This is a genomic window from Candidatus Mycoplasma haematohominis (genome assembly GCF_902712995.1).
GTDB classification, from domain to species: domain Bacteria; phylum Bacillota_I; class Bacilli_A; order Mycoplasmatales; family Mycoplasmoidaceae; genus Eperythrozoon_B; species Eperythrozoon_B haematohominis.
On the sequence record NZ_CACTIB010000008.1, the window covers coordinates 173,425 to 194,671 of the forward strand.

Here is a 21,247-nt window from a genome sequence, read left to right on the forward strand (position 1 = left end):
ATTAGATGTCAAAAGAAAAATTCGATCGTTCAAAAGATCATATTAATGTTGGTACAATAGGCCACATTGACCATGGTAAAACAACTTTAACAGCTGCAATTTGTACAGTTTCTGCTAAGCTAGGTTTAGCTGAGGCTAGAGACTATGCTTCTATTGATAGAGCGCCTGAAGAGAGAGCAAGGGGAATTACTATTAACACTTCTCACGTTGAATACGAAACAAAAACTAGACACTATGCACACGTTGACTGTCCCGGTCACTCTGACTACATCAAAAACATGATTACTGGTGCTGCTCAAATAGATGCAGCTATTTTAGTTGTTTCAGCAACAGATGGTACCATGCCACAAACAAGAGAACATATTCTTCTTGCTAGACAAGTGGGTGTTGAGAGAATGGTAGTTTTTTTAAATAAATGTGACATGGTTGAAGATGTTGAAATGCAGGAGTTGGTTGAAATGGAGATTAGAGATTTACTTACTTCATATGGTTATGATGGGGCTAATACTCCTGTTATTAAGGGTTCAGCCCTTAAGGCTCTTGAAGGAGATCCTAAGTATGAAGAATCTATAAAAGAACTTCTTAACTGTCTGGATGAGTATGTTCCTTTACCTGTTAGGGAAGTTGATAAGCCTTTCCTTCTTTCAATTGAAGATGTTTTAACTATTACAGGTAGAGGTACTGTTGTTACTGGTAGATGTGAAAGAGGTACTCTTAAAGTTAACGATGAAGTTGAAATTGTTGGTTTGAAGCCTACAACTAAAGCGGTTGTTACTGGTATTGAGATGTTTAGAAAACCACTTGATGAAGTATTAGCTGGTGATAATGCTGGTATTCTTCTTAGGGGTGTTGCAAAAGAAGAAGTTTCAAGGGGACAAGTTTTAGCTAAACCAAAAAGTATCACACCTCATAAGAAATTTACAGCTCAGATATATGCTCTTAAGAAAGAAGAGGGTGGAAGACATACAGCTTTCACTAAGGGTTATAAACCTCAGTTCTATTTCAGAACAACTGACGTAACAGGAACTATTGATTTACCTGAAGGTGTTGAAATGGTTATGCCTGGTGATAATTCAAATATTGTTGTTGAGTTGATTAACGTAGTTGCTATTGAAAAAGGTTCTAAGTTTTCAATTAGAGAGGGTGGAAAAACTATCGGTGCGGGGACGGTTGTCGATATTATAGAGTAGCTCCGTGCTCTTTTTTGGGGAGGCGTGAGTAAACAGATAGTTGCTGTAGTCGGTTCTTCTTTTGGAGACGAGGGAAAAGCAAAGATTGTAGATTGTTTGTCTAAAGATTTTGATTACGTAGTTAGATATCAGGGAGGGGATAACGCAGGACACAGTATTTATTTAGATGAAAAATCTAAGTATGTGTTTCAGTTGATTCCTACTGGAATTTTGAATTCTAAAGCAGTTATTTCTCATGGGGTTGTCTTAAATCCTGAACAACTTTTAAAGGAAATTACAAATGTAAGTAATTTGGTTTCTGTTCCTGGAAGATTGTTTATTTCAAACAACGTACATATAATTTTCGATTGAGCTATATCTTTAGATAAGTTAATAGAACAGATTAGAGGAGGAGATAAGATTGGCACTACTAATAAAGGTATTGGTCCATCTTATGCTTTTAAAGCTTTGAGAACTGGAGTAAGAGCGTGTGATTTATTGGATGAAGTTAAATTAAGAAAATGCATAGATTTCAATTTAAAGATATTGAATCCATTGTTTAAAGAGTATGGATACGATTTGTTTGATACTGAAACTTGTTTGAAAAAATATTTGGAATTGGGGCAAAAAATTAAGCCTTATTTGACAGATGTAACTGGTTTTTTACAGAAGGAAATTAGAGAAGGAAAGAAGGTTTTGTTTGAAGGAAGTCAGGGCTTGATGTTAGATCTAGATATGGGAACATATCCTTTTGTTACTTCATCTAATATAGTTGGAGCTTTGGTGAGTGGTACTGGTCTGTCACCAGCTACTTTTAAAGATGGTTTATTGGGTGTTGTTAAGGCTTATTCTTCTAGAGTAGGTTTTGGGGAGTTTCCAACTGAGATAGAAGATGAAAATTTGGCTGATTATATTAGAAAAACTGGGAATGAATATGGTTCTGTTACTTCTAGACCAAGAAGAATTGGTTGATTAGATTTGGTTTTCTTGAAGTATTCTGTTGATTTTTCTGGGATTACTGATGTGGCAATTACTCTTGTAGATGTCTTGAATGGTTTGCCGGAAGTGAAAGTTTGTGTTGATTATTTGGATGGGGATGGAAATTCTGTTTCTTGAAGCGCTATTAGAAAGAATACTAGCATTAAGCCTGTGTATAAAACGTTTAAAGGATGAAAAGATAATTATTCAAATATTAAGAAGTATGAAGATTTTTCGGCTGAGTTCAAGGAATTTGTAGACTTTGTAGTTAAGTTTTTAGGGGTTAGGACAAAAATAATATCTTTCGGAAAGACAAGAGAAGCAATATTGATCCTAGACTAAGTGAGTGTTAAGTTAGAGTGTCCTTTTCATATAAAGACAGCTCTATCTGATATTAAAAAACTCAAATCACATGTTGATTTGTTAATAGCAGTTTCTGATGCTAGGTCTTTGCAAGCTACTAGCGTTTATTCATCTTTGTTAAAGGATTTTTCTAATTCAGGAATAAAAATACTACATTTAATTAGTAAGTTTGATTTAGGAGATCCTAAAGAATTAAAGGAGTTAGAAAAAATATCTTTTAATTTCAAAGATCCAAAGAGTAGGATACCTATTCTTAAATTGATAAAACAATCTTTGCAGGAGAAAATATCTAGATATAAAGATTACAAACCTCATTTTCAGGTATTGATAGTTGGAGTTCCAAATACTGGTAAATCTACATTGATTAATTTGTTGAAAGGAAAGAAAGTTGCTCTAGTAGAAAATATTCCTGGAAAAACAAGACATATATCTAAGTTCCCTATAGGGAACAACATATGGGTTTATGATAGTCCAGGAATTTTTATTCATAAAAAATTAGAACAAAATCTTGCAGATAAATTATTTTTGGTTAATGCTATTCCTGCAAACGTAAGAGATTATTCTGAATTAATGAAAAAAGCTTATTCTTATCTTTTGGATCAATATTTATTAGAGATAAAAAAGATTCTAGATATTTCGGAAGCGCCTGAAGAATATGAGTTATTTTTAGAGAAATTGGCGGACAAATATAACTACAAAATTTCTGGAGGAAAATTGGATTTAGAGCGGGCAGAGAAAAAGTTTTTGGCTATATTAAGAGAAGGGAAATTTAGATTATCTTGAGATAAAGAGTAGAACATGAATAATTTTTATAAGCCTATTTATGCAACTATTAAACAGACCTGCAAATATTATTTGAGAAATCATTTCAAAACTAAATACGACTGTCTATCTAAATATGAAGATCAGATAGTTATTCTTGCTGTTTTCTTATTTATTATTTCTACTTTTATTTTTAAGACTAAGAAAGAAAAAGACTTTGATTTCGATTGGAAATCTTATTTTTATTTTTATAAACCGGGAGGAACACTAGTTCCTTTTATAGTTTGCTCTATTAGATATTTGTTAGATATTTATTCAGATATGGAGAACAAAGATAAGATAATTGCAAATATACCTGATTTAAAAAGTAACTTTATTGATCAATATGAGTTTAGTTTTTTGTCTAAATTTAAAAACATAGATCGTCACGTAGATTTAAGTAAATATCCACATTTGTTGGAATTAGTTTTGAAAATACATAACATACACCAGTATGAGATTAGAAATGATAAATCTAAAGTATTGGATCTTGTGAATTACACCACTCAATGTAAGCAGATTGTGTTTGAAATTTTCAAATACAAAGCTGAATACATAATGTTTTCATTTTTTATTAATTTGAGTAGATAGATGTCCACTATTGTGGCATTAGCAACTCCAGCCGGAATAGGAGCGTTGCATGTTATCCGTTTGTCTGGAGCTGAATCTTTTTCAATAATTAATTCAATTACAACCAGTAAGATCGAAAAAACAGAAGATAGATTACAGATTACTTTTATTAAATCTAGGAATGGAAAACTAATAGATCAAGTGGTTATTAGTAAATATTATGCTCCGCATTCATACACGGGAGAAGATTGTATAGAGATAAGTTGTCATGGAAACATATTGATTTCTAAGTTGATTATTGATGAATTAATTAAAGCAGGAGCTGTTCATGCTCAGAGAGGAGAGTTTACTAAGAGAGCTTTTTTAAATAACAAGATAGATTTAAATCAGGCTTTGAATATAGAAGCTTTATTCCAAGCTAAGACTGAATTAGATATTTATTCTTCAGTCGCAGAGATTAAAGGCGCAAATTCTAAATTGATAAGAAAATATTTAGACAATTTGTTTTCTATTATTGGAGAGTGTGAATTGAATGTTGATTATCCGAGAGAAATAGAGAAAGAAGATACAGAATTTTTATTTTCTATAAGGGATAGAGTTCGAAATTTATTGTTTGAATTAGAGGATTTGTTGGATAAGTCTAAAAAACAGAAGTTGTCAAATTATAGAGTAGTTTTTATAGGTAAACCGAATGCCGGAAAGTCATCATTAGTTAATTATTTAATAGAGAAACCAAAGATTATTGTTTCGGATCAAGCAGGAACTACTAGAGATGCAATAGAGGTAGATTTTTATTTTGAGGGATATTTGTTGACTTTGGTGGATACTGCTGGAATAAATTCAGAAGAGGATTTTCAAAAATATGAAGAGGCAAATAAGAGTAAGTATGAAATAGGAACTTCTGATTTAATAGTTCATTTAGTTTCTTCTGAAGAAAAAAATATTGATGATAATTTTTGATCTAAACAAATTGGAAATAGACCTTGTATAAGGGTAATTACTAAATCAGATTTAAGCGATAAAAGATTGGAGAATTCTATTTCTATAAAGAATGGAGATATTAATTTTTTCTTAAATCAATTAAGAGAGCATTTGAGATCTGGTTATAGTATTGTAGGTATTAAGTCTCAGGAAAATATTAACTATTTGAACAACGCTTGTATATCTTTAAGAGAGTCATTAAGTTCTTTATTGCCTTTGGATTTATTTTTAGAGTATATAAATAATGCATATAGTGATTTAGGCGCAATAATTGGCGTTAATGTAAGTAGTTTTGACAAGATAAATAAATTGTTTGATAATTTTTGTGTTGGGAAGTAAAAGTTGTGAAATTTTTTGAGAAAAGTTTAGATATGCATCTTTTTAGGGCTCTACTTAAATCTCGTTTGGTTTGGATTGGTGCAGGAAGTAGCGCATCTTTGGGAGCATATTCTTTGGTTTCTCATACGAATGTTTTTCATAATTTGTCTTCTGTTTTAAATACAACAGTTGTTTATCCTGTGAAGAATTTTGTGTTTAAGCCAGTGGAGATAGCTGTTAAACATACGATGATTTCTGAATATGAGATTTCCGAAAAAGTAAAAAATTTAAATTTTTCTATTAAAGCAGATGAATCAGTTGAGACCGAAAAAGATTTATTTGTAGTTATTTATCAAGGAGGAAAACAATTGATTTTGACTATTAAAGAATGATTTTCAGAATTTTCTAAATTTATTAGTGAAAAGTTGGTTCCTTATTTGCAGAGCAAGCCATCTGGCGAGATAGTTGAAGATTTTGAGAGTTATTTAGAACCTGCTAGACATTTATTTTCCAGACCTAATACTGATAGATTACAAAGCAATAAAACTAGATGAGAACAATATAAGAAAGCTTTAAAAACTCCTGAGTTTTGATCTTCTTTACCTAGGATGAATAAGTTTTTTTTAGATTTTAAGGATGAGTTGAAACAATTAAGTGAAGCAGAAATAGCTGAGGTAGTTGATATTTATTTGGATAATCCTGTTGAAATGAATGAAAAAGTTAGTTTGATGATGGAAGCTCTGAAAGATGATCCTCAAGCAAAAGCAAAATTTACTCCTAAATTGATGATGGATTTTGTTAGAAGCGAAAATATTGATGAACTTAAAGCGTCATTAGCTGCTGATAAGGTTTCTAGAGGATTGACTGCTGTTTTTGATTTTTTAGGAGTTTCTAAAGAAACAAGTAAGCATCCAGATAAAAAGGGAATTGATACTAAAAAAATGGCTGAAGAAATAAATAATCTATTTACAAGTATTGCCTCCTTTTTTGCTTAATGAGTAGTCCTAGATTTTTTGACGCTCATGCTCACTTAAATTTGAATAAGTCCAGAACATGAGAGAAAGATAGTGATTGGATATTTAACAATGTTTCTACAACTTTTGAGGATTTTCAAGTAGCGCTTAGGCAATCCCTTAAACATGAGAATGTTTATGTTACAGCTGGTGTACATCCTTTAGAAATAAATGAGCACGATTTAGAGAGTACTATTCAGGCATTAGATAAAGAAATAGGAACGCATAGAAAAAGAATTATTGCTGTGGGAGAAATAGGTTTTGATTTTTATAGAGCTGATCAAAAGGAAGTTGAAAATAAGCAGAGGAGATGATTTTATGCTCAATGCGGATTAGCCAAGAAATATGATTTACCTTTGGTTATACATGTAAGAAAAGCGCATGATACTTTATTAGATTTGTTGGAAGGAATGGTTGATTTATATGGAGTTATTCATTGTTTTGAGGGGACAGAAGAGTATGCTTTAAGGTATTTAAGTTTGCCAAAAAAATGAATGTTGTCTGTTTCTCCTATTGTTTTTAGGCCAGGAAATGAATTTAGAACTTTTATTAGAAAAATTGATATAAACAGATTATTGGTTGAAACAGATTCGCCTTTTTTAACTGAAGATCATACTAAAGTAAAAGAGTTAATTGCTTTTGTTGCGAAAGAAAAAGAAATTGATTTCGAAGAGTGTAAAAGAATACTGTGAGAGAACTTTTGTAGTTTTTTTAAATTAAGCTTTAATAAGTAGATGGCAGAAAAAAAAGAAAATCAATTGTGATTAAGGGTGGCAACTATACAAGGAATTGTCTATGAAGATTATGTTAAGTTTGTTCAGGTAAAGAAACATAATGGTTTAATGATTATTAATAGAAACTACTCTTCTGTTATGGAACAATTGGCTGATGGAGAGATAGTTGTTCATGAAAAGTCAAATAAGGTAGTTATTGATGTTAAAGATAGTTGTCTTTCTGTGAATGATAATAGATGCAATATATACGGTACAGAAGCAAAAATTGTTGGTAAATAAGTCTCGTTTTTTATTTAATAAAGTTGTTCCTGAAGAGAATATTAGTTCGATAGAAAGAATATTTCAGGGATATTCGAACTATGTTTTTAAGGTTTTTACTGATAAAGGCAATTACTATAAAGTCAGAATAGGAAATCATAATGAATTAATTGATAGAGTAAATGAGCAAAATATTTTTAAGAATTTAAATTTAGAAGCTATTTATTATGAAATAGAAACTGGAAATGGAGTTTGGCATTGGATAGACGGAAGGAGTTTGCGTTTTGAAGAAGTGAATGAAGAAATAATTGGAAAATTGGTTTCTTTAATTGAAGATATTCATTCGAAAGGCACAGTAGGAGTTTTGCAGCATGATGATTTAGAGTTTTTGAATGAAGATAAGCTAGATTTTCAGAATGTGGTTTTGTATAGAAGGTTGGTTAATAAATATAAAAAAGAAATTAGGGTTTTGTCGCATAATGATGTTTCTTTGTCTAATTTAATATATGAACCTAAAACTGGAGAATTGACTCTTATAGATTATGAATGGGGTAGGGTTAATCATCCTTATTGGGATTATGGTAATTTTGTGAAAGAGTCAAATTTATCTAAAGAATTAATGATTTTGTTGGCGCAGGAAGCCAACTTATCTCTTTATAAGTTGTATGAGTTTGCGATTATTGCTACTCTTTATTCTTTTCAATTAAGTTTTGTATTTAAAGAACAAACTATAGGTTTGCAAGAATATAGAAATAGGTTGAGTAATCAGTTGTTGAGATATAAAGAATGTCTTTGAAGCAAGTAGTAATTGTAGGGAAACCAAATGTAGGTAAATCGCAATTATTTAATAGATTGACAGGAGAGAGGCATTCTGTTGTTTTTTCTGAACCTGGAGTGACTAGAGATAGAGTTACTTTGGAAGTTTCCTGATTTGATAAGAAATTTTTATTAACTGATACTGGAGGATATACATTGGATGAAATGTCTTTTCAAGACGAAATGAATAGACAGACAGAAATTGCTTTATCTGAGTCAGATTTAATAGTTTTGGTAGTTTCTTGCAAAGAGGGTATAGATAATGATGATGTTTATTTATCCAAAATATTGAAGAGGAAAAAAGCTAAGAATGTTGTTTTGGTTGCGAATAAATGCGATTGTTTAAAGTCGGGAGAAGATATAGGAGAATATAAATTGGGTTATGGAGATGCTTTATTTATTTCTTCCGAACATGGCATAAATACTGGTTTACTCTTAGAAACAATAATTGAAAAGTTAAATATAGGTACTTTTAAAGAAGAAGAGTTAGTAAGAGATAAAAGTAGATTGAGATTAGCTATTATCGGCAGACCTAATGTTGGGAAATCGTCTTTAGTAAATTCACTTCTTAAGGAAAAAAGAATAATTACTTCTGAAATAGCTGGAACAACTAGAGACGCTATAGATTTAGATTTTGAATTTTTAGGAAAGAAATATAAGTTGATTGATACTCCTGGAATTAGAAGGCACGCCTCTATATATAAAGATACTAAGGAAAAGTATTCTGTTCTTAGATCAAAAAAAGCTATATCTAGATCGGATATGGTTTTATTGGTTTTTGATATTTCTGAAGAGTTGTCTGAATTAGATGAAAGAGTGGGAGGTTTGATTTATGAAGCTAATATTCCTTCAATCATAGTTGTTAATAAATTTGATTTAGTGAAAGAAAATCATGAAGAAGTTAAAAAAGAGTTTGAGAAAAAAATTAAGAAGAAATTTAAATTTTTAAGTTGATCTCCGGTTGTTTTTGTAAGCGCAAAAGAGAGTTCTAAGTTAGATAGGATTTTTAAACAAATTGAATTAATTAAGACTGAGATAAATAAAAAAATACCGGATTATTTGCTACATGATTTTCTTTACAAAATTTCCTTTTTATTCTCTGTTCCTGCTGTTAAGGCCAAAAAATAAAATTATTTTCTTTATCCCAGGTAGATGGGCAAGTTCCTACATTTTTATTTCTTTGTAATAATCCTGATTTATTGCATTTTTCTTATGCAAGGTTGGTGGAAAACCAGATTAGAAGCGGCTTTGGTTATAAGATTGTCCCTATTACAGTTGTTTATAAGAAAAAATAATTTTTGTTTTTTATAAATTTTGCGTATATAATTATTTATGTCAAATATAAAAAATAAATAAAGATAAAGACAATGACAAAAGGAGAATTAGTTCCAAAAATTGCTGACAGATCAGGACATACTCAAAAGGAAGTTCAACAAATTTTAAAACACTTCCAAATTGCTATTCTTGAAGAACTTAAAGCAAGCAAAGAAGTTAAGATCCTTGAGCTTGGACAATTTAAAATTGTTGATAGAAGTGAAAGAACAGGTGTTAATCCACAAGATCCAAGTAAAAAGCTTGTGATCCCTGCAACAAAAGTTCCAAAACTTTCTCCATCAAGAAAATTCAAAGATTTTGTAGCAGGAGACGGGAACGCGGAAGACTTCACATACTAGATTTGTTCACTAGCATATGCCTAGTGATTTGATCTCTAGTTCAAAATATTTTTTAGAATTAGGAAAAAGAATATTCCTTTCCCCCTCCGATAAGGTAGTAGAAGATTGTAAGACCTGCTTGAAAGCAATGCAGGTTGATCTTGATGTTTTGACTAGCATTGATGTTAGTTCAGAGCCTATTCATTATCTTGTTGATGCAATAAAACTAGATTACGATCTTGCTTCCAAACAAATTTCTAATAAGAATTTGCCAGTGGAGAATGAGCATTTAATTAAATCGTTAGTCGAAAATTGTGTCATCTCAAATATTAAAGACCCTAAAGAAGTATAAGAATGTTGAGGAGTTATTACAAGCTCTTGAAAAAGTAAAAAACTCTAATTCTTATTTATTTGATTCTGTAAATAAATCAGGATTAATAAAGAAGTATTCTGAAGGCAGTTTTTTAGATAGCGCAGATAATTTATCTGGATATTTGTTTTCTATTAAAGATTTAATTTCTAATACAGATGGAATAGTTACAGGAGGATCGAAATTTTTAGAGAATTGTGAACCTCCATTTAATGCTTCTGTTTATAAAGCGCTGAATAATGCAGGAGCTTTGAATTTGGTAAATTCGAATTTAGATGAGTTTGGTTTAGGAGGCACAGGATTGTTTTCTTTTACTGGACAAACTCCTAATCCTTTTAACGAAGAATATATTTCAGGAGGTTCTTCTTCTGGAAGCGCTTATTGAATAAAAAATGAATTAGTAGATTTTTCTATTGGTTCTGACACTGGAGATTCAGCAAGGTATCAGGAATCTCTATGTGGTATAGTAGGTTTTAAACCCAGTTTTGGGATTGTTTCTAGATACGGTTTTTATCCTTTTTGTTCTTCTTTTGATACCCCTTCTATTCTTTCTAAGTCTATTGAAGTAATAGCGAAAGTTTTGTCTGTTATTTCTTTTCCTGATTCAAATGATTTATGCACTTTAGGAACTAAGAAAAAAAATTATTTAGAGGAATTGAAAAAACCACTTAATAAGAATTTGAAGATAGCTATTTTTGATCAAACTTTCTGAACTGCATCTAATTTGGAAACTGATGTGAGTAGGACTGTAAAGGATAAATTTGAGAAATTGGTCGAAAATATAAAGTCGGATTTAGGATTTAGTGTTGAGATTTGTAAATTTGAAGATCCTAGGTTATTGAAGTTGTGTGAATTGATTTACAGAGTTATTGCTTATTCTGAGAGTATTTCTAATTATTCAAATTTAACTGGAATTTTATTTCCTTTTAAAAAGAGTAAATCAGGAGTTGAAGTTTTAAATGTAGATAAAGGGAAAAATTATCAGGAGATTTTGTTTAATAATAGGTCTGTTTTAGGAGAAGAATTTGTATATAGGCAAATTTTGGGAAAACATTTTTTAGAGAAAGAGAACTATAAGGAAATATATCTGAGGTGTAAAAAGTTATTGACTGCTATTAATAGAGAGGTTAAAAGTTTGTTTGATAATTACGATTTGATTTTGTCGCCTACAACTATTGATTTGCCACCTAAGAGAAAAGAGTGAAAGAGAGGATATTCACCTAAAAATGTGTTGAATATTCTGTTGTTAGCTAATTTTTGTGGGTTGCCAGCTATTTCTATACCTTGAGAGACTGTTGAGGGCATGCCATTCGGATTACATTTGATGTCTAAATTTAAGAGCGATGACTTTCTGTTGAATGTTTCAAATTATTTAATGGATTGAATAGTTTCTAAGGATTAGATTGTTGAAGTGCAAAAGAACTTAGTTTCTATTGGTTTAGAAATACACGTTGCGTTAATTACAAATAAAAAGTCTTTCGCTCCTGAAAAAACAGATGAATTTTCTTGAATTTCTTTAGGATTCCCAGGAACTTTACCAGTTTTAAATATTGATGCAGTAGAGAAAGCAATTCAATTGTCAAAAGTTCTGAATTGTTGTATTAATTATGACTACATAGTTTTTGATAGAAAAAATTATTTTTACTACGATTTGCCTAGGGGATATCAAATCACTCAATATTTTTTTCCTTTAGGCAAAGAAGGACATTTAATTCTTTCCAACGGAAAAAAAATCAGGATCAACCAGGTACATTTAGAAGAAGATTCTGCTCAGCAGAGTAAGCAAGGGCATGAGGTTAGATTATTTTTTGGGAGATTAGGAAGATCAATAGCTGAAATAGTTACAGAACCAGATTTTCAAACTTATCAAGAAGTAGAGGAGTTTTTGCAAATATTGAGAAGGCTTTTTTCGTTTAATAATATTTCTAACGCATCATATGCTGATGGAGAGATGAGGGTTGATTTGAATATATCAGTTAGAGCTAAGGAATCTGACCCTTTGAATGTCAAGTCAGAAGTTAAGAATTTAAATAGCCTTTTAGCTTTAAAAAAATCAATTAATTATCTTACTGAGGTTCAAACAAAAGCTTTAATTGCAGGACAAGAAATAAATCCTTTTACTTATTTTTGAGTTGATAAGTTGAAGCGGTGTGAAGTTATGCGGAAAAAAGGAGAAGCGTCAGATTATTTTTATATCCCCGAATCTAATATCCCTCCTTTAAGTATTCCTATAGACAGATACGAGAAATTGACTTCTTCTCTTATAGTAGATTTTTCTTCACTAGAAGAAGAGCTACAAAATTCAGGTCTTAAAAAATCTGAAATTGATTATTTGTTAGATAATTATCAGGTTTATTCATACGTAAATAAATTGAACGAGAATTTAGGAAATATTGTTTTGTCTTATAACTGGATTGTGAATATAGTTTCTGGAATTATAGAGAAATTTAATTGAAATGATTTTCCCTATCCTGAAATAGAGAAAGCAGTTCTTGAAACTGAGAAAACAAAAAAAATCAGCTTAAAAATAGCAAAGAGCATAATTAAAGAAATTCTTACTAACAACACTACTTTTTCTGTTGCCTATAAAAAATTAAATGTTTCTTTAATTTCAAATGAAACTACTTTAAAAAATTTCCTGAAAGAAGCCTTTGAAACTTATAAAGATCAAATACCTAATTTGATGATGAATATGCCTAAATTAGAGAGGTTAATAATCGGGGAATGTATGAAGAGATCTAAAGGGCAAGCGGATCCAAGTTTGCTTAAAAAATATTTTGATGAGATGATTGTGCAATTCATATCTAAAAAATAGTTTTAAAATTAGTTTTATTATGGCTATAGATAAAGATTTAATACTTAAGTTAAGAAACGTTAGTCAAGCTGGTTTTGCTGATTGCAAGAAAGCTTTGGAAGAAAACAATAATGATTTGGATGCTTCCATTAAGTGATTAAGAAGCAAGGGAATCGCTAAAGCTAATAATAAAAATGCTCTTAAGGATGCTAAGGAAGGTGGAACATGAGCAAAAAAAGATGATAATGGTGTAGTTATATTGGAATTAAATTCTGAAACAGATTTCACCGCAAATAATAGTGAATTTTCTAAATTGGCGGAAGGAATTGCTAATGTAATTTTGGAATCCAAAACAACAGATAGAGAAACCATTTTGCAGTTGGAAATGGAAAATGGCGAGACGGTTAATAATAATTGTTTGCATCTGTCTTCTATTACTGGAGAGAAGATAGTTTTGACTAGAGTTAGATATTTTGCGTTGTCAGATAATGAATCTGCGGCTTGTTATAGGCACAATAATGGAAAGATTTCCACTGTTATTGTGTTTGATAAGAAGTTGCCGGATAGCGAAATAGCTGGTTTAGCTGTTCATTATGCTGCTAATAATCCTAGATTTATTACTGAATCAGAAGTTGATTCTTCATGAATTAATGATGAGAAAGAAATTATTTTGGAGGCTTTAAAGAAAGAGAATAAACCAGAACAGTTTCATGCAAAGATAGTAGAGGAGAGAATCAAGAAACTTATAGCTCAGAGCACTTTTGTAGAACAGAATTATCTTTATGATCAAACTAAAACTGTAAGAGATGTTCTTGCAAGTTTAGGAACTTCTATTAGGAAAGCTGTTTATTATGGTCTAGGCGGAGCTTAGAAGTATTTCATTTTCTTATCGTCTTTTCTTTTTATAGTTTCTAATTTTTGTTTGTTAGTGTAATTTAGTCGTTTTACTAACATTAGTTTGACTTTTATTTTGTGATTCTTTAAATATAGATTTTCAGGTATCATCAGGTATTTTTTTTCTTTGACTGTTCTTATTATTCGGTCTATTTCGTATCTATTTAGGAGTAGCTTTATAGATTTTCCTGGTATTAGACCTTTTAATCAAAGTTCATTTTTTTGAATTCATCCATAACTACCATTTAGAGATACCCTGTAATTTATTATCTTTTTTATTGAATCGCTATCTAGAACTAGCCCACATTCGTATTTATCAAAAGATTGATAGAATCTCGAATTTTTTTTGTTATTTAATAATTCTTTTGTTTTGTCATATTTCTTCATCTAAAGAATCTTCACTAATTTAAATTCTTTGCTATTGTAAATAGGTCTTACAAGTAATGCCCCTCCTAACTTTAATGATTCTTTGTATTTAACAAAACCTTCTACGTTTAAATCATCTAATCTTACGAATCCACCAGCTTTAGCAGGAGATATAACCTTGGCTTTAAATACTTGTTCAAGTTTTTGATTTAGGAATTGCATTATTTTGTTGTTTTCTATTGTTCTGCCTATTTCAGTAGCCTCTATTTCTTTTGCTGTGCAGTGTTTTGACATTTCGTCTAATTCTTTGTAAATTGGATCTGAGCTATTTTTAGGGACTGGATTTTTTTCAAATAGATATTTCCATAACATTCTGTGAACTAATGTATCTGGATATCTTCTAATTGGAGATGTGAAGTGTAAATAGTGTTGTAGGTTTAAACCAAAATGACCTAAATTTGTTATTGAATATTTAGCTTTTTGAAGCGATCTAAGAAGAAGAGTGCTGATTATTTCTAACAGAGGATGATTTTTGTTGTCTTCAAATCACCTATGAATAGCTTTTTGTGTTATTCCTTCTGACGGCAATTGTTGAATTTTGAATCCTAATTTTTCTACTTCTTGTATGAAATTAATTACTTTGCTTGGTTCAGGTCTTTCGTGAATACGATAAACAGCAGGAATTTTCTTATCTTCGCATATTCTGGCTATATTTTCATTTGTGAGAATCATGAAATTTTCTATCATGATTTGCGCTTCTCTTCTTACGTATTTATTTATGGAGATTATCTTTTTGTCATCATTTAATTGAATTTTTAGATCTGTACTTTCTATTGAAACATAACCTTTAGAAATTCTTGCTTTTTCTATTTCTCTATATAGAGCTAACCCATTTCTTAAAGATTCTCTAATTATTGGTTTTTCGTTGCTTAGGTCTGTTTTTTCTTCAAAGAAATTATTTACCTCTTCATATGTAAATCTTTTATGAGATTTGATGATGCCTGGAGTTACTTTTGTGTCTTTTCAAGATCATTCTCCTTTGGCATTTGTCAAAATTTCTACAACTATTGCGCATCTTTCTTCGTGTGGCACTAATGAACAAAAACAATTACATAACTTTTCTGGAAGCATAGGAACTACTTCGTCAAGAAAGTAGATAGAAGTTGCTCTATGAGACGCTTCTTCTATTAGAGAAGGGGAGTTTTTTATATAACTCCAAACATCAGCTATAGCAACGTATAAACGATAATTTTGACCTTCTTTTAAGACTGCTATAGCATCATCAAAATCTTTTGAGTTTTTAGGGTCTATAGTTACAAAAGGGATGTGTGTGAAATCTTGTCTTTCAGGGTCTTTTCTGTGCCCTTCTATGTCTAATTGAATGTTTTTTGTTTCTTGTTCTGTCTTCTCTGAAAATTTTTGACTTACTCCGTAATCTTCTAGAACTGAAGTTATATCTATTCCTGGGTCTTCTTGGCTACCTATTTTTTGGACTATTTCTCCTTCTAGATTGTCTAGTTGAAAATTAGTTAGTTTTATTTTTAGTTTTGAACCTATTGAGTGTTCGTTTTTAGGTATCGTAACTACTCTATTTAGTCTTTGATTGTCTAAAAGAATAAAGGCTTTATCTTCTTCTTGGTATATTAAAGAACCTACAAAGTATATCTTGGCTCTCTCTATTATTTTCGTTATCTTGGCTTCAAATCTTGTTTTGCAGTCTTCTGGATTATCGATATTTTCAAGTACTACATATTCAACAATATCTTTGTTTAAAGCTGTATTTATGTTGTCTCATCGAACATATAAATCAGTTCCTTCTATAAAGCCATAGTTATCTTGACTTTTAAAAGCACCAACTAGTCTTTGATCGGATGCTAACCTTTGAGCACTTCTAGGATTTTTTGGATTCTTCAAGTATTATTTATTGCTTTTGCTATGCAATATAGTAAAAATAATTATTAGTATTATTATCATGAACATTAGGATTCTCATTATCTTTACAAACCCATAATCCTTGGTTTTCTTGAAAATTTCTAGGTCATGGCCTGAAAGAGCTGCTAAACCTCCTGTAGAGCCCGAATTTGAGAGTAATAAACCTATAATTAAAGCCAGGATTCCTAATACGTAAATAGCTGTTTGATAAAACTCCATGATTTAAATTTTATTTTTATGAATAATAAAAGGAAGAAAGTTTGCCTTAATTGCAAAGGGAATTGAGAAGCGTGTCATGGCTATAAATGTTTATGTGTAGATGGTGCGTGTTGTGATACAGAAGAAGATAGATTAAATAATATGAAACACATGGCTTTTAGTTATGAAGAAGTAGAAGAATAATGTTTTACCTAATTAACAAGTGGTTATTCATAATATCTGCAAAAAGATTAATAAAGCAATACAGAGCTTGCTTTTCTGAATCTAGAAGTAAGCGTATATCAAAACGAGCTAAGGACATAGATGGATATTTGATTAAGTTAATTCAAGAGGTTTCTCAGGCTGGTGAATTTGCTGTTTCTTTTATGATTGATCAGAATCATAAAAATGATTTGCTGAATAAATTATCAGAAGATATAAAGGATAAATCTAAGGATTTTAGCGAAGCTTCTGCTGATACGGAAGATTCAAAAAAAGATTTTTTTGCGCCAGAAACAACTCTTTTGATTACTACTCCTGAATCGGAATTACTTATGGGATTTGATATTGAATCTGAGGATTCTATTTATAGAACTATTTCTACTGTTAAAGAGGATGCTGATAAAGCTTTAAATGATTTAAGGATTAAATTTGGAGGGGAAGCAGATATAGACGGCGATTCTGTATAGTTGATTTATTAATACGTCAGTTACTCCATTATTGGAGATAAATAATAAAAGTAAGTTCGATTTACCTAATCAATTGGATAACTATCTCGAAAGAATATTTCTAATTTTTTTAAATAGATTCAATTTAATAAATAGAAAATTGTTTGTAGAAATAGGAATATTTGAAGCAGATGTTATTAGAAAATTAAATAAGAGATATAGAGGTAAAGATTTAGAAACCGATGTTCTTAGTTTTCCTATGGAACCTCAATCAGGAGAGAAATTGTTGGGGGCAGTGTATTTTTGTTACTCAATAATAGAAAATAAATATGAGGACGTATTATTTGGATTTTGTTTTTTATTTGCGCATAGCTTATTGCATTTAATAGGTTATGAGCACAACGAAGAAATGTTTTCTATTCAAGATGAGATAATTAGAGAGGTGTTTGAATAGTGAAAGAATTTGAGAGAATAGCTAATTTATTTAGCAATAGATCGAGGTTTGAGCAATGGTCAAAAATAGAGAGAGCTTTTATTAAGTTTATTTTTAGGCAAAAAGATAGGAAAAGTTGGCCAAAGTCTGAAGAATTATTGTTGGAATGCAAGGTAGATCCGTTTGAAGTTTTGGGTGTTTTAGAAAAGCATGAAAATGAACATAGCGCTTTCAAAGGAGTTGTTCTTTCTAAGTCTTCCCTTCTAAATGATCCCAAATTTATATATGGTATAGATTACGCAGGTTTCGTTAATACGGGAAATTCTTTGTTAATTAAAGAATGAAATAATAATTTTTTTGTAAAAATAAAAGAGGTACAGAAAAAGTTAAAAGAAATAGCTTTTGAGTATAAGGAATTAGTTCAAATAGGAAGGACACACGGAGTACATGGAGAACCAACATCTTTCGGATACAGATTTGCAATCACTTACAACGACGTTTATCGCTGCTTGGATGCAATTTGTGATATGAGAAAATTTCTTGAAGTGGTTGTATTCGACTTTGATTCGTTATTTGATCCTTCAAATGGTTTGGAGTTGCAGACCTTTATAGCCGAAGAATTAGGACTTTTTTACGATACTGGTAATAGTTACAGAGTACATAGAGGAAGGTATTTAACTTATTTGGGTCATTTAAACGGATTGGCTCAAATCATCAACAAGCAAGTTTTGGATTTGAAGATGATGGGTTCTAAAGAGATAGGAGAAATTAAATTAGATGGTTCTTTGATAAGCGCTTTATCTAAGATTGAGCTTAGTGCTAAGTTGATAAATGAGCATCTGTTTGGATATGAAAGTTTGGGAGATGCTATCAGTTTGAATAGTGAATGTTTTATTAAGCAAAGTGAAGACTATTTATATGGAATCATGAGAGAAACATGACTTTTAATAAATAGGTATTTATTTGTTCTTGAAAATTTGGTTGTAGATAAAGAGAAGGTAAGTAGAAATATATTGAAGTCAGGAGAGTCTGTGTACTCTCAAAAGGTTTTGAATCATCTAATTAAAAAGACAGGTTTAAGTAGAAAAATTATTGCAGAAGATTTGAAGATGGTTGTTTCTTCTGTCGGAAATCAAACCTTTAGAGAGGCGTTGTCCAAATCAAGATACGCGCGTTATTTTTCAAAAGATGAATTTGATGTTATGTTTGATAGGGAAAGTTATTTAGTAAATATAGACCAGATTTATAAGAGAATTTTTGCTTCTGAATTTAAAGCTATAGCACTTAAAAAAGTTGTATGACATGAATGGGAGATTCATGATGCAATCGAAAGACTCGCTGTTGTTCTAAATAAGGAGTATGTTGGTTCTAAATTACCTATTGTCTTAGTCGCTTTTGCGGAGAGATCATTGGTATTTTTGGGGCATTTAATGTTGAAGTTAAATTTCCCAGTAACCTTAATGACATTTCCGCATAAGAGAGAAGATTTAGAAATTTCTGATATCAATTGCGATTTCGATTTAATTAGAAATCGAAGAATGTTGATTGTTGATTTCTTGATTCATAAAGAATCTAATTTGGATAACTTTATAGATAAATTGACTAGAAAGGTTACTCTGACAGATGTTAAGATTTGCGCTTTACTTAAGTTTAAGGATGTTACAGATGAATATTTTGTTGTAAATTGGAGCGCTATTGAATGCGAACCAGATGATTTTTATGCGGGCTTTGGAAAGGATTGTGGTAGTAGTGATTCATGTAGACATTTACCAGACATAGGAATAACTATCTAGTAATTAAAACTACTCTTAATAGATTGTTTAGATCTTTTATAAATTCTATTTTTCACTCTGAATGTTTTATCTTTTGTCATTTTTTTTCGTGTAAGGAGCTGCATTCCAAAACTACTATTTTTCATTCCGAATTGTTTCTCATTCAGTTCAACATTTTTTCGTAGTGTTCTCAACCGTCTAGTTCTGCAAATAGAGCTAAAGGAGGATCATATTTAAGTATTTCTTTATCTATAGGATCTTTTTTTCCAACATAAGGAAAGTTTGCTGTAATTATTTGATATGAATTGTTTGTTAAATGTTCAAATCAATCTTCTTGGATAACTTTAGCATTTATTCTGTGTTTTTTTAGATTTATATTTATATTTTCTATAGCTTTATTACTTATATCTAGAAGAGTTCCTTGTAATTCTTTATGTTGTTTTAGAAGAGTAATGCCTATTGCTCCTGTTCCTGCGCAAATGTCTATGTATTTTCCTGTTAGGTGTTTTTTTTCTAGAATTTCAATTATTAGTTCTGTTTCATTTCTTGGGCAAAAAACATGGTCTATCAGAGTGAATTCTTGGTTATAAAAGTAAACTTTTTTTAGTAATCTTTCTATTGGTTTCGGATCTTCAAAAAGCAACTTAAATTCTTCCAATGAGAAATCTATTTTGCAATTTTTATAAGTTAGATAATCTAATGTATTTTTTATTTTTTTGGATAGGTGAAAAGTCAAGTCATATGCTTTTTTTGAAAAGTTGAATTTAAATAGCAGCTCCTGAAAAGTCAATTATTTAATCATGATTTCATTTAAGCTTTTTTCCGCTTGATCATTGTTTAATACCTCGTGAATTTCAGTTAAGTTACCTCCTAACATAATTTCATTTAATTTGTTTATTGTTAAAGAAACTCTGTGATCTGTAATTCTGTTTTGTGGATAGTTATAAGTTCTTATTTTTTCGCTTCTACTTCCGCTTCCTACTTGTTTTCTGACCGCTTCATTTAATTCTTTAGTCAAAGCTTCTTGCTTTAATTCTCATAATTTAGATCTAAGCATTTTCATAGCAAATGCTCGGTTTTGAAGTTGCGATCGTTCCTGTTGACAAGCTACTATTATGCCAGTTGGCAAGTGAGTAATTCTTACTGAAGACTCGGTTTTATTAACGTGTTGTCCGCCTGCTCCACTTGCTCTATAAACATCTATTCTTAGATCCGATGGTTCTATATTTATTTCTATTTCATCTTGTTCCGGCATAACGCTTACTGTTATTGTTGATGTATGCACTCTTCCTTTTGCTTCTGTTACAGGAACTCTTTGAACTCTATGCACTCCACTTTCAAACTTCATTTTGCTATAGACTTTATCTCCTGTTAAAGAAAAAGCTAGAAAATATATGCCAGCTGAATTTTCGTGCACGTCCATAATCGTCAATTTCCATTTATTTAATTCTGAATATTTTTTGTAGACGTTGAATAAGTCTGCTACGAAAATAGATGCTTCATCTCCTCCGGCAGCAGACCTCATTTCGATTATTACATTCTTTTCATCTAAAGGATCTTCTGGTATCAATAATTTTTGGAATTCAACTTCTAGTTCGTCTACTTTATTTTTTCCTGCATCTAGTTCTGTTTGAGCTAATTTAATTAATTCTGAGTTATTTTCTTTTTTTATTATCTCTAGACATTCATCTATATTTCTTAATTCTTTTTCATAGACAACAAATTTTTCAACTATTTTTTCTAATTTAGATAATTCTTTATTAATTCTTATTATTTCTTTGCTTTCTGTTTCTTTTTCTAACTGATTGTTAAGATCTTCATATTTTTTTTTGAACGACTTTAGCGTCTCATAAAGATGAGGATTTGCATAAGACGACACGTCTATCCTTTTTTATTTTGGATGTAATTCTTCCCTGCTGCAAATTTATCTTTTAGTTTTTCAGCAGGACCTAAACTTCTGTTTAAATTAGTTTGACCTAAATAGAATGGATGACAGTTTGAGCAAATATCTACATTTACTACCTCTTCTTGATGAGAGCTTAATATTTCGTATTGTTTTTTGCAAGAAGTGCAATTGAAACAAACTATTCTAGGATCGAAATTTAATTTGTGTTTTTTGCCCAAGGTTAAATAATTAAATATATCTAAATTTTATTATTTAACTTTT

The 21,247-nt window shown here is 30.5% G+C and carries 26 protein-coding genes; 20 read left to right on the forward strand and 6 right to left on the reverse strand.

Translation table 4 applies throughout. The features are described from left to right. Positions 1-5: 5 nt before the first annotated feature. The 16 genes from tuf to tsf all read left to right on the forward strand — a co-directional run bounded on the left by tuf (position 6) and on the right by tsf (position 13,688). Positions 6-1,190 (forward strand): elongation factor Tu, encoded by a 1,185-nt coding sequence (gene tuf / locus H6411_RS01605; protein ID WP_216082895.1) that lies wholly within the window; start codon positions 6-8, stop codon positions 1,188-1,190. 24 nt (positions 1,191-1,214) lie between these two features. Then, a complete protein-coding gene (locus H6411_RS01610) occupies positions 1,215-2,489 on the forward strand; it encodes an adenylosuccinate synthase (protein WP_216082896.1) in 1,275 nt (424 codons plus the stop codon). Further along, complete coding sequence (locus H6411_RS01615) at positions 2,490-3,305, forward strand: GTPase (RefSeq protein WP_216082897.1); 816 nt, start codon at positions 2,490-2,492, stop codon at positions 3,303-3,305. Positions 3,306-3,308: 3 nt separating this feature from the next. Continuing rightward, complete coding sequence (locus H6411_RS01620) at positions 3,309-3,902, forward strand: hypothetical protein (RefSeq protein WP_216082898.1); 594 nt, start codon at positions 3,309-3,311, stop codon at positions 3,900-3,902. Next, entirely contained in the window at positions 3,903-5,201 is a 1,299-nt protein-coding gene (gene mnmE / locus H6411_RS01625; RefSeq protein ID WP_216082899.1) for a tRNA uridine-5-carboxymethylaminomethyl(34) synthesis GTPase MnmE, read from the forward strand. It begins immediately after the preceding gene. A gap of 32 nt (positions 5,202-5,233) precedes the next feature. Further along, a complete protein-coding gene (locus tag H6411_RS01630; RefSeq protein ID WP_216082900.1) occupies positions 5,234-6,175 on the forward strand; it encodes a hypothetical protein in 942 nt (313 codons plus the stop codon). Continuing rightward, entirely contained in the window at positions 6,175-6,927 is a 753-nt protein-coding gene (locus H6411_RS01635; RefSeq protein ID WP_216082901.1) for a TatD family hydrolase, read from the forward strand. The genes H6411_RS01630 and H6411_RS01635 overlap by 1 nt, the downstream gene beginning before the upstream one ends. Then, positions 6,928-7,206, forward strand: a complete 279-nt coding sequence (locus tag H6411_RS01640) for a hypothetical protein (RefSeq protein ID WP_246307723.1) — start codon at positions 6,928-6,930, stop codon at positions 7,204-7,206. Next, positions 7,154-7,990: a protein kinase family protein gene (locus H6411_RS01645; RefSeq protein ID WP_216082902.1), complete on the forward strand. Its 837-nt coding sequence runs from the start codon at positions 7,154-7,156 to the stop codon at positions 7,988-7,990. Before H6411_RS01640 ends, H6411_RS01645 begins: the two co-directional genes overlap by 53 nt. Next, positions 7,972-9,129 (forward strand): ribosome biogenesis GTPase Der, encoded by a 1,158-nt coding sequence (gene der, locus H6411_RS01650; RefSeq protein WP_246307724.1) that lies wholly within the window; start codon positions 7,972-7,974, stop codon positions 9,127-9,129. Before H6411_RS01645 ends, der begins: the two co-directional genes overlap by 19 nt. Positions 9,130-9,173: 44 nt before the next feature. Next, a complete protein-coding gene (locus tag H6411_RS05860; protein WP_246307732.1) occupies positions 9,174-9,296 on the forward strand; it encodes a hypothetical protein in 123 nt (40 codons plus the stop codon). Positions 9,297-9,368: 72 nt separating this feature from the next. After that, the gene (locus H6411_RS01655) at positions 9,369-9,674 is read left to right on the forward strand and encodes an HU family DNA-binding protein (protein WP_216082903.1); all 306 of its coding nucleotides are present in this window, start codon (positions 9,369-9,371) and stop codon (positions 9,672-9,674) included. A 118-nt stretch (positions 9,675-9,792) separates the two neighbouring features. Next, positions 9,793-10,005 carry a hypothetical protein gene (locus H6411_RS01660; RefSeq protein ID WP_216082904.1) on the forward strand — a complete coding sequence of 71 codons (213 nt, stop codon included), beginning with the start codon at positions 9,793-9,795 and terminating at the stop codon, positions 10,003-10,005. Further along, positions 9,968-11,425, forward strand: coding sequence for an amidase family protein (locus H6411_RS01665; protein WP_216082905.1), 1,458 nt, complete (start codon positions 9,968-9,970; stop codon positions 11,423-11,425). Before H6411_RS01660 ends, H6411_RS01665 begins: the two co-directional genes overlap by 38 nt. 9 nt (positions 11,426-11,434) lie before the next feature. Beyond that, positions 11,435-12,838, forward strand: coding sequence for an Asp-tRNA(Asn)/Glu-tRNA(Gln) amidotransferase subunit GatB (gene gatB / locus H6411_RS01670; RefSeq protein ID WP_246307725.1), 1,404 nt, complete (start codon positions 11,435-11,437; stop codon positions 12,836-12,838). A gap of 19 nt (positions 12,839-12,857) precedes the next feature. Next, positions 12,858-13,688, forward strand: a complete 831-nt coding sequence (gene tsf / locus H6411_RS01675) for a translation elongation factor Ts (protein ID WP_216082906.1) — start codon at positions 12,858-12,860, stop codon at positions 13,686-13,688. Here the strand turns inward: tsf and H6411_RS01680 are convergent. From H6411_RS01680 to H6411_RS01690, 3 genes are read right to left on the reverse strand one after another with little or no spacing between them, the layout of a single operon-like run. Then, positions 13,685-14,098 (reverse strand): SsrA-binding protein, encoded by a 414-nt coding sequence (locus tag H6411_RS01680; RefSeq protein ID WP_216082907.1) that lies wholly within the window; start codon positions 14,096-14,098, stop codon positions 13,685-13,687. The genes tsf and H6411_RS01680 overlap by 4 nt on opposite strands. Next, positions 14,099-15,991: a VacB/RNase II family 3'-5' exoribonuclease gene (locus H6411_RS01685; RefSeq protein WP_216082908.1), complete on the reverse strand. Its 1,893-nt coding sequence runs from the start codon at positions 15,989-15,991 to the stop codon at positions 14,099-14,101. Between the two features lie 3 nt (positions 15,992-15,994). Continuing rightward, positions 15,995-16,228: a preprotein translocase subunit SecG gene (locus tag H6411_RS01690; RefSeq protein ID WP_216082909.1), complete on the reverse strand. Its 234-nt coding sequence runs from the start codon at positions 16,226-16,228 to the stop codon at positions 15,995-15,997. A gap of 18 nt (positions 16,229-16,246) precedes the next feature. Here H6411_RS01690 and H6411_RS01695 point away from each other — a divergent pair, with 18 nt between their 5' ends. The 4 genes from H6411_RS01695 to H6411_RS01710 are packed head-to-tail and all read left to right on the forward strand — an operon-like array spanning position 16,247 to position 19,101. Beyond that, complete coding sequence (locus H6411_RS01695) at positions 16,247-16,411, forward strand: hypothetical protein (protein ID WP_216082910.1); 165 nt, start codon at positions 16,247-16,249, stop codon at positions 16,409-16,411. Beyond that, positions 16,411-16,896 (forward strand): hypothetical protein, encoded by a 486-nt coding sequence (locus H6411_RS01700; RefSeq protein ID WP_216082911.1) that lies wholly within the window; start codon positions 16,411-16,413, stop codon positions 16,894-16,896. The genes H6411_RS01695 and H6411_RS01700 overlap by 1 nt, the downstream gene beginning before the upstream one ends. A 31-nt stretch (positions 16,897-16,927) precedes the next feature. Then, positions 16,928-17,329, forward strand: coding sequence for an rRNA maturation RNase YbeY (ybeY, locus tag H6411_RS01705; protein WP_369408478.1), 402 nt, complete (start codon positions 16,928-16,930; stop codon positions 17,327-17,329). Further along, positions 17,329-19,101 carry a lyase family protein gene (locus H6411_RS01710; RefSeq protein ID WP_216082912.1) on the forward strand — a complete coding sequence of 591 codons (1,773 nt, stop codon included), beginning with the start codon at positions 17,329-17,331 and terminating at the stop codon, positions 19,099-19,101. The genes ybeY and H6411_RS01710 overlap by 1 nt, the downstream gene beginning before the upstream one ends. On the opposite strand, the gene H6411_RS01715 is transcribed toward H6411_RS01710, so the two are convergent. The 3 genes from H6411_RS01715 to rpmE are packed head-to-tail and all read right to left on the reverse strand — an operon-like array spanning position 19,094 to position 21,204. Then, a complete protein-coding gene (locus H6411_RS01715; RefSeq protein ID WP_216082913.1) occupies positions 19,094-19,870 on the reverse strand; it encodes a HemK family protein methyltransferase in 777 nt (258 codons plus the stop codon). The two genes, H6411_RS01710 and H6411_RS01715, sit on opposite strands and share 8 nt — an antisense overlap. Then, positions 19,871-20,959, reverse strand: coding sequence for a peptide chain release factor 1 (gene prfA / locus H6411_RS01720; protein WP_216082914.1), 1,089 nt, complete (start codon positions 20,957-20,959; stop codon positions 19,871-19,873). A gap of 2 nt (positions 20,960-20,961) precedes the next feature. Continuing rightward, positions 20,962-21,204, reverse strand: coding sequence for a 50S ribosomal protein L31 (rpmE, locus tag H6411_RS01725; RefSeq protein WP_216082915.1), 243 nt, complete (start codon positions 21,202-21,204; stop codon positions 20,962-20,964). Positions 21,205-21,247: the final 43 nt, after the last annotated feature.